The sequence below is a fragment of the Micromonospora marincola genome (genome assembly GCF_056150385.1).
On the sequence record NZ_JAXCFT010000006.1, the window covers coordinates 326,451 to 335,399 of the forward strand.

The window sequence follows — 8,949 nt, forward strand, 5'->3', positions numbered from 1 at the left end:
ACGCGCCCGGGCCGGGAAGGTGGGCGGATGGGCGCCGCTGACGAGACCCGGGACGGGGTCTCGCTTACCAACCTCGACCAGCCGCTGTTCGACTCCGCCGGCGCGACCAAGCGCGACCTGGTCGACTATCTCGACGCGCTGCACGGGCGGATCCTGCCGGAGCTGCGCGACCGGCCGCTGTCGGTGCTGCGGGTCCGGCCCGGCCAGGCGCCGTTCATGCAGAAGAACCTGCCGAAGTACACGCCGGACTGGGTGCGCCGCGCCGAGGTCTGGGCGGAGGCGTCGCACCGGACCATCTCGTACGCCCTCTGCGACGACCGGCGCACGCTGCTCTGGTTCGCCAACCAGCGGGCGGTGGAATACCACGCCCCACTGGCCCACGCCGGTCGGCCGGAACACCCGAGCCACCTGGTGCTCGACCTGGACCCGCCGGAGGGGGACGCGTTCGGCGCGGTGGTGCGGGTGGCGCTGCTGGTGCGGCAGGCGCTCACCGACGCCGGGCTGGCCGGAGCGGTCAAGACCAGCGGGGCGAAGGGCCTGCACGTGATCGTGCCGGTGGAGCCGGCGACCACGGCCGAGGAGGCCGCCGCCGCGACCCGGGCGCTCGCGGCCCGAGCCGAACGGCTCGACCCGACGCTTGCGACCACCGCGTTCATCGTGGCCGACCGCGGGGGCCGGGTCTTCGTCGACTCCACCCGGGCGTACGGGGCGACGGTGGTGGCCGCGTACAGCCCCCGGATCCGGCCCGGCACGCCTGTGTCGTATCCGATCGGCTGGGATGGCCTGGAATCGGCGACGCCCGCCGACTTCACCGTGCGGACCGTGCCCGCGCTGCTGGGGGACCGGGATCCGTGGGCGGAGGCGTTGCCCGCGCCGCAGCGGCTGCCGGCGGAGCTGGTGGACGAGGGGCGGGGGATCCCGGTGGCGCGGGTGCAGGCGATGCACGAGGGCAAGCGCCGCGCCCGGGCTCGCCGGGAGGCCGGCTGAGCCGACGCGCCGCGGTGCGGCATCACCTGTCTCCCTGGGCTCGCAACCGGGTGACGGATTCGGGGTTGAGGTGGCCGTTGAGCAGTTCCAACGCCGCCAGCACCTGGTCCAACGCCGGTTGTGCGTCCGCGCCGAGCGCGGCGGCGACCGCCTCGCCGATCGCCGCCTCGGCGACCTTCCGGCGCCGCGGGGTCACTTGCGGATCGCGGCGCAGCAGTTGCCGGCGACGGTCGGCGGGGTCCGCCACGGCCAGCACGGACCCGGCCTCTCGAAGCCGAGCCACCGCACCGGACACGGCGCTCTGCGGCAGGCCGGTGCGGCGGGACACCTCGGTGACCGTCGTGTCGGCGTGTTCGTAGATGTCGGCCATGACGATCACCACCGTGCGCTCGCCGCCCAGGGGCGCACCCGAGTCGGGAGCCGGCAGCGCCTGCTCACCGATCTTCATGAGCGTGCGGCCCAGCAGGATCAGTTCGACGGGTCCCATGGGTTACACGATACATCACACTTGATGCATCAGAAATGATGCTTTAGAGTCGTCCGCATGGAGCAATGTGTGAAGACCGACGGCGCCCGCATCCACTACCGGATGCAGGGATCGGGGCCGATCCTGTTCATCTCGCAGAGCGGGGAGGGCGACGCGGACCGCACGGTCGACCTCGCCGGACACCTCGACGACCGGTTCACCGTCGTCACCTACGACAGGCGAGGGCTGTCGCGCAGCGTCATCGACGAGCCCTCCGCGCCGGTGTCCCTGCGGCAGCACGCGGCCGACGCGGTCGCGGTCCTACGGCAGGTCACCGACCAGCCGGCGGCGATGCTGGGGCTCAGCCTGGGCGCGGCGATCGGCCTGCACATGCTGGCCGAGCACCCGGGCGTGGTCGGCACGCTTATCGCCCACGAGCCGATCGCGCTGGGGTTCCTCGACGCCGGCGACGCGGCCACCACCCGTGGGGAACTGGCCGGCGTCGTCGAGGTGCACCGGGACAGCGGCTGGCGTGCCGCCGCCGCGCAGGTCGCGCGGGTGCTCGGGATCAACCCGCACGACCAGCAGGTCGAGCCGGGGATCACCGCGTTCCCGTTCACCGACCAGCGAGCCGCCAACTTCGAGTTCTTCCTCGCGAACGACCTCGACGCCATCCTCCGCGACACGCTCACCCTGGCCGACGTCGCGCCGGACGCGCGCATCATCCCGGTGGTCGGGCGGACCAGTCCGCCGGACGGGTTCGACTATCTGGCCGGGCTCGCCCTCGCGGAGCATCTCGGTGTCGTGGCGGAACGGTTTCCGGGCGGGCACAACGGCAACCTGACCCACCCGAGGGCGTTCGCCAGCAAGGTCCGCGACCTTCTCTGAGCATCCGGTCGCGGTCGTCTGCCGAGCGGAGCGCGGAGAGATAGACCTCATCACGACTGTGCTTGTGGTGCCCCCGGCGTGCGTGCCACAGGACTGCAAACGGTCGCTGCCCCGCCGTCGTCGGCGGGGCAGCGTCATCCGTGGCGGTAGGTGGTCTGGGGCTGCCCACCGTCACGCGAGATAGGTCGTGCTCACAACGACCTCGACGATGGCGTAACGCGCAAGGCGAGCATCTGAACGAGTGCCGGACGAGAGCTTGGGTCGAGCGGCGTGTCGTCTACCCGTAGCGCCAGAACTTCCCCGTTCAACGACCCGTGGCCGGGCATCCGGGCCTGATCATCGACACGGGTGACTTGTCGAGTCAGATCACTGCGTCCGTGCATGTAGTCCTGCTCCCCGACCTCGATCACGTCGCATAGCGATTACGGCCCCGGCCAGATCGAGCGCCACGGAAAGCGGATCATTCGCCGTAGCTGGCAGGTAGCCCTGGTCTAACCAGCTCGCCTTCAGCAACGGGCGTAGCGTCCCTTGCTGTTCGTCCGTGACAACCGGGTGGTTGATGAGGTCACGTGCCGCGTTGGCGTCCTCGTCGTGGATCGCATCTGCCACCAGCTGTTTGGTCAGGTCGTCTACGACATCGGTTGGCAAGCCCACCGAGAGGTCCAGGACCGTCAGTCCGAGGCGAACGCGGAACACTGCAAGCCCGGGAGTTCGCGGTACGGCTGACACCTGATTGATGAGGTCAGCGTGGTCGACGGCGGCCGTCCTCACGGCCAACTCCTGCCAGGTCTTGAGGAGCCCATGCACCGCTTGCTCCCACGGGCCCTCGATCTTGGTGCCGGCGAGGAGAACAGCTGCTGACGGCCCCGGTCGAGGAAGCTGAGGTCCGCGCCTGCCTGCTCGTGGGCTTTCGGCCATTGCGGGGTGACGGCCAGTGGGCTTGCGGCCGTGTCCTCGGCTGCGGTGAGCAGGCGCTGCACCGCCGCGATGAGCCGTGGGCTCGGCGCGGGGGCGTTCGGCTGGTGCCGGCGCGAGGCGAGAAGCCGCCAGACGTCGCCCTGCTCGGAGAACTCCAGTCCGGCGGCACGCATGAGGCGAGTGGCGAGCAGGACGCCGAGTTCCCGCCGATGGGTGCCGCCGGCGGTGGCGAGATGGCCGAGGATGCGGCGGCTGTCCGTGTGGAAGAGGGTGTGGGCGATCGTCATGGCCTGGTCCCCGCCGAAGGCGTACGCCTCGGGGCGGTAGACGGGCTCGGTGACACCGCGGATGCGGTCGTCGTCGGTGATGGCGGCGAGGAGGGCGTAGACCTGGGCGAGCCGTTCGCCCGGCAGTAGCCGCAACCGCCACGTCTCGCTCTTGCGGATGAACCAGAAGGCTGTGATCGCGCGGTGGTCGTCCGCAGCGGTGAGCTCGGGGGCGAGCCGCGTTGCGGCGAACTGCTCAGCGGTCTGCCAGTCCGAGAAGGTCAGGTTCATCTGGCGCCATCGACTTACCGGCGCCACACCTGGTGGCTCGGTGTCGGGTTCGGAATCGAGATCCACGACGCTCTCCTTGTCTAGTTGATCAGCAGGCTGGTGGCCCAGAGGAGGTCGGTGCCGGTCGCGACGGTGTGCAGGGTTAGGGCGATTCCGGCGGGGCCTGTGATCAAGCCGGATCGTGCCGGGGTGGTGTCCGTGGCGTGCTGGATCAGCAGGCGCACGATTTGGGGTAGCTGTTTCTGGAGGCTGGTGGTGCGGGCGTCGGCGGCGGCATACCAGGCCGTAGCGGCAAGCCCTGCCCAGCCGTGACACAGCGACGGATCGACGATCCGACGGAGTTGGCGGGGATCGGCCAGGCAGGAGGTCAGGGCCTCTTCCGCCGCCTCTTGCCGGGCGGCGTCGTCGAGAGCGATCCCGGCCAGCTGCTGGGCGCGGGCGACACCAGGGGTGCCGTAGCACCAGGACGGCCTTGCCGGTCCGCTCAGGAGGGTTTCCCGGCGTGCAACTCCGCGACGGTGATCTTCTCCGGCCACCACGGTCCCGCAGGGCCTGTCTGCTGCCAGCGGTCGAGCCACGTGCAGATCCGGCGGATCGCCTCCGCGTGCCCCGGTACCCGGATGTCCTGCCGCATCGCCAGAGCCAGGAGGGCCATTGGGCCGGCGATGCCGTGCGCCATGCCGACGTTGGCATGCCCGCCCTGCTCCGAACCTTCGCGGTCGGCGGGGTCTGCGCTCCACCACCCCGGCGCGAACCGGCCCGCCTCATCGTCGGTGTGCACCGGCTCGGTGAGCCGGACCAGGTACGCCAGCACCCGCCGGAGCAGAGGTCCGTCCGGGGTGCGGCGCAGCAGGTGGGCTCCCAGGCCGGTCAGCCCACGTACGAGGTCGAACTCCGAAAGCGAAGGCCGGGCACGCGCCGCGAGGCGTGCCGTGGCATCGGCCAGGCGGCGTTCCACCAGGTCATCGAAGGCATGATCAAGCGCGTCCAGGGCTGCTGGGCGGGAGTGCGGCATGGCCATGGTCAGCGCGTGGGTGACGGCGGGTGCGCCGAACCAGAGTCCGGCTCCGCTGCCGCTGTTCAGCGGGTCAGCGGTCGCGCGTCGCAGCCATTCATGGACCGGTCCCCACCCACCGTGTCCTGTCTGCGCTCGCACCCCGTGCAGGAGTGCCACCCCGGCGGCACCCCGGGACAGCGACTGGGCGTACCAGCGGGTGCTGCGTGGCCCGTAGTCGTCCGCTGCGAAATCCGGGGATGGCGGCTCGGTCAGGGTGTCGGTGATGCACGCGGCCATCGCCTCTGCTGCCCGCAGCAACGGTGTTCTCAGCGGTGCTGCGGTCATCGGGATGCTCCTCCTACGGCACGCACCCGGCGGCGCACCGCCGCCAGCGCGACATGGCGGGCCAACCGATACGTGAGCTGCTCGGCGTCTTCGTCCGGGCCGAGAGCGCGAACGACGTGCAGGTGCATCAGGGACGCGAGCACCGAAGCGGGGGTGAGCGGGCCGGCGATGGCGGACAGCTCGGCCGCGTACCGGGCTGCGGCCATGGAACGCTCCTGCCATGCCTGCTGGATGGGCGCCGGAAGTTCGCTCGGGTCGAGCGTGGCCGCTTGGCGCAGCACGTCTCGCTGGACCGGTGCCTGCCCGGTCTGCTCGGGGCGCGCCACCAGCCACTCGCATCCGTTGGTGCGGCTGCCGAGCATCGAGGCGGCCAGGTCGACCATGCTCAGGGCGGTCAGTGCCTGCCGATCGATCCCAGACTCGGGCAGCGCTAACAGCTGTGCCAGGGCTGCGATGGAGTCGGCGGCGAACAACTTCTCGGCCGCTGCCAGCGCGGTGCCGCAGCCGTAGCGACCGGACTCGGGATGGTAGGTGTCCAGGCTCCAATCGCCGACCAGGCGCTGCTGTCGGAGCCCGGCGACCCACCGCCCGACCCGTACCGCCGCGTCGCCGTAGTCATCGGTGTGCAGTCGTAGTCGAAGATGCGGGGTGGGGCGTCGCAGGCGCACGAACCACCACAGCGGCGGCTCGGGCCAGTCGGCGAACAGCGCGGGCAGCCCTCGCGTCAAGACCAGCTCCATCGTCGAAGGATCGACGGCTACCGAAGCGGACAGCAGGCCAGTGGCACCCGGTATGACCGGCTCGGGGGGAACGGGCGGAGGCCATGCGCCTCGCGCGCCAACCGCAGCCGGCGCGGCAGCGGGCGCAACCGTCGAGGCGACTGGCACGACGATCTCGTGGGCGCGGCCGGAGAGCCAACCGAAATCCTCCGGACTCGCCGCGTCCACGACGGTTACCGGTCCGGCGCTGGCGTCCAGGTGGGCACGCAGCAGGGCACGATCCATGGACTGATCGAGGTTGAGCCGAAGCCGCTGGTCACCGTTGCCGACCTGCACCCATGCCGGCAGCCGCAGCCTCGTCCGCAGCGCCTCCCAGGCGGTCAACCATTCGCCATCGCCTGCGTTCGCGTCGGGCAGGGCCGTCGGATCGACGCGCCACCTGGCCGCCGTCAGAAGGACGCGGCCGTACTTCAGCGCGGGTCGAAACGGCAGGCAGGAAGCCGCACCCCAGTCGAACGGTTTCAGCCGGGCATCCGTGGCTCGCGGCAACTCCAGGAGGAACCGGCCGAGCAGCGGCATCGTGTGTACGGCGGCGGCGTGCGCCACTGTCGGCTCCACCACCCGCCGCTGCGACATCGACACCAGCACCAGCCGATCGCGGCCGGCGGTCACACCGAGGTCGTCGAGGCCCAGCACCTTCTCGGCCACGGATCGGTGCTCGGCCAGGCTGATCAGCCACGGGAGTACCTGCCGGGAGTTGAGCACGTTCTGGCTGTGTAGCTTGCGCGGCGGGAAGCTCAGTTGCGCTGGCATGGCCCCGGCCACCGCGACCGGAAGGCGGGCGAACTCCCGGCACATCAACTCCCGATCGGCGTAGGGCAGCCCGTCGAGGAAACGCCCGCTCGTCGCCATCGCCGAGCGGTTCATGCCGGTCAGCGCGACAGTGAACAATCCCTGTGTCAGCGCCTCCAGCGACACCGCGCGGACCTCCGCCGAGACGTCGACATGAGGGCTGACAGGCCCGGCGACTCCGCCAGGGCCGGCGAGCCAATCGACGACCGCGTCGTCGAGAACCACCTCACGAGCACCGTCGATCAACGCCTGCTGAGCCATCGCGAGCAGACGCTCGTCACGGCCGGACAATGGTGCCGCAGGCGCGCCGGCCACAGCGCCGAAGTGCTCGGGGAAGCCCAACCCGACGAGCGGATCTACCAGCCGATCCAGCGGCACCACCGCCGCCATCCCGTAGCGGTCGACGAACCGGGCACGATACGCACGCCACTCCGGCCGCCCCGCCGGATCCGGCGTCAGCCGTCGCAGCACCTCCACCGATGCGGCAATCTCGGCGGCGACCTGATCCGGCAGGGCGACCTGATCCGCGAGCTGAAGATCCACCGCGAGCGGCTGGGTGGCCGTCGCCACGCCGTGCATGCGGTCGGCGAGCCCACGAAGGTACGTCGTGCTGCGAGCGCTGGTACCACCGAGACGACCATGGAGCGAGCGCAGCTCGACCCGAAGAGCTCGCTGTCCCTCGGGAGCCCCGTCAAACACCGCATCGAGGGCTTCCAGGACATGCCTGATCGGGTCTGTGCACGTCGATGGTGGTCGGAAAGCGGAGATCAACACGCCGTGGTCCACCAGGCCGGCGATCATCGTGTCAGCGGACGCGCGTGGGAAGCCTGGAAACGCAGCGGCGACCGTGTCGACCAGCTCAGCCCATGGCAACGGGGAACGGGCGAGCGACACCGCCAGCCGTACCGCTGCGGTGCTCCTGACCGAGGTCGACTCCGTACATGCAGAGGCGTGCGGCCGGCGGGCCACGACCATCCGAGGCCCGTTCACCAGCGCCAGATTGTTCGCCTGCAAGGGCAGACGGCGACGCACGTCAGGCTCAGCTTCAAGGCGCGCGATCAGGGACGCGAGCCAACTCGCGTCCGCCCGTACCCGGATCGCCGGCTGCCCCGCCCGCACCACCGCAGCCACCGTGTCGAACCGCAGGGCTCCCACGCCCGAGAACAACCCGAAGGGCGTCGCACGCCGCTGCGCCCGGACCAGGTACCGCGCCAACGCCAGCACCATCCGCCACCCTCGGTCCGGAGTAGCGCCTCCCGTGACGAGGACCGCTTCCACGCGAGCAGCGAACTCAGGGCTCGCGGCCCAGACAGCCTCGGCCAGGCCGACCTTCTGCCACGTTGCTTGCAACCAGTCCCCGATACCGGAGGCATCACTCCGGTCCGGCCAAGGCACCGGGCCGTCGGGCCATGAGTGAGCGGCAATGCGGATCGTCGCGGCATCGACCGACCGAAGCATGAGTCGCTCTCCTTCCGTCGCGAGGCGTGCCTGCAGGACATGGCTGGATAGGGGGTGCTGGTTCCGGCAGGGACCGGGGGATCGCCTGCCGGAACCAGCGGGGATGTTCGGTCAGCAGTCGCTGCCCCTCACGGTGTCGCAGCCGTCGTCCGTGTCGCCCAGCAGAGCGGCGGCGACCGGACCCTCCGTGACGATCTGTACGTCGAGTTCGAACGGGTCGTTGCTGACGGCGAGCAGGCTGTTCATGGCAACCTCCAATGGGACTGAGATGATGGGTGGGCAGGTAGCCCCCGCAGCTACCGGCGCGTTGGCTGGCGGATCGATCCGCCTTTCCTGGAACGGCGTCCAAGGAGAACTCGCTACGTTCGGCCTGCCCGCCGCCACGCCCTCCCCGGCAGTGACAGCGGGCAGGAGCCTCAGGAGCGCCGGACGAGCACCAGATCTTCCGGTACAGCGCCGACACGGACCCCGGTAGCGTTGATGGCGATCAGCGTTGCGCTCGTGGCGTCCATGCCGCTCCTCCCGCGCCTCGGGTCGTCGGTAGTCCGCCACGAACCTGTCGCCGCATGACCCCACTCCAAGCCGTAGACACATCGCTTGTGGTGCTTCCACGATCGCGGTTCTTGCGTAGCCCCGGGAACACCGGCCAATGGGGAAAGTTAGTACTCCAGCAGGAGATCCGTTTCAGGGCTCGGTGAGGGCTTGTCGGGCGTAGTGGCTGATCTTGGCTTCGGCTTGGTGTTGGCGTCGGAAGATGGACCA

At 70.4% G+C, this 8,949-nt stretch carries 7 protein-coding genes and 1 pseudogene; 2 read left to right on the forward strand and 6 right to left on the reverse strand.

The window, feature by feature from the left end; all coding sequences use genetic code 11:
* Positions 1 to 27 precede the first annotated feature (27 nt).
* Entirely contained in the window at positions 28 to 987 is a 960-nt protein-coding gene (gene ligD, locus SM450_RS17315) for a non-homologous end-joining DNA ligase (RefSeq protein ID WP_474620737.1), read from the forward strand.
* Positions 988 to 1,009: 22 nt separating this feature from the next.
* On the opposite strand, the gene SM450_RS17320 is transcribed toward ligD, so the two are convergent.
* Positions 1,010 to 1,474 (reverse strand): MarR family transcriptional regulator, encoded by a 465-nt coding sequence (locus SM450_RS17320; protein ID WP_474620738.1) that lies wholly within the window; start codon positions 1,472 to 1,474, stop codon positions 1,010 to 1,012.
* A gap of 57 nt (positions 1,475 to 1,531) precedes the next feature.
* Between SM450_RS17320 and SM450_RS17325 the strand changes: the two genes are divergently transcribed.
* Positions 1,532 to 2,341 carry an alpha/beta fold hydrolase gene (locus SM450_RS17325; protein ID WP_474620739.1) on the forward strand — a complete coding sequence of 270 codons (810 nt, stop codon included), beginning with the start codon at positions 1,532 to 1,534 and terminating at the stop codon, positions 2,339 to 2,341.
* Between the two features lie 366 nt (positions 2,342 to 2,707).
* On the opposite strand, the gene SM450_RS17330 is transcribed toward SM450_RS17325, so the two are convergent.
* The 5 genes and pseudogenes from SM450_RS17330 to SM450_RS17350 all read right to left on the reverse strand — a co-directional run bounded on the left by SM450_RS17330 (position 2,708) and on the right by SM450_RS17350 (position 8,433).
* Positions 2,708 to 3,112, reverse strand: coding sequence for a hypothetical protein (locus SM450_RS17330; RefSeq protein ID WP_474620740.1), 405 nt, complete (start codon positions 3,110 to 3,112; stop codon positions 2,708 to 2,710).
* A complete protein-coding gene (locus tag SM450_RS17335) occupies positions 3,109 to 3,882 on the reverse strand; it encodes a thiopeptide-type bacteriocin biosynthesis protein (RefSeq protein ID WP_474620741.1) in 774 nt (257 codons plus the stop codon). Before SM450_RS17335 ends, SM450_RS17330 begins: the two co-directional genes overlap by 4 nt.
* 14 nt (positions 3,883 to 3,896) lie before the next feature.
* A pseudogene (locus SM450_RS17340) lies at positions 3,897 to 5,158 on the reverse strand (lanthionine synthetase C family protein).
* Complete coding sequence (locus SM450_RS17345; RefSeq protein WP_474620742.1) at positions 5,155 to 8,187, reverse strand: lantibiotic dehydratase; 3,033 nt, start codon at positions 8,185 to 8,187, stop codon at positions 5,155 to 5,157. Before SM450_RS17345 ends, SM450_RS17340 begins: the two are co-directional and overlap by 4 nt.
* Positions 8,188 to 8,298: 111 nt before the next feature.
* A complete protein-coding gene (locus SM450_RS17350; RefSeq protein ID WP_474620743.1) occupies positions 8,299 to 8,433 on the reverse strand; it encodes an FxLD family lanthipeptide in 135 nt (44 codons plus the stop codon).
* Between the last annotated feature and the right edge of the window lie 516 nt (positions 8,434 to 8,949).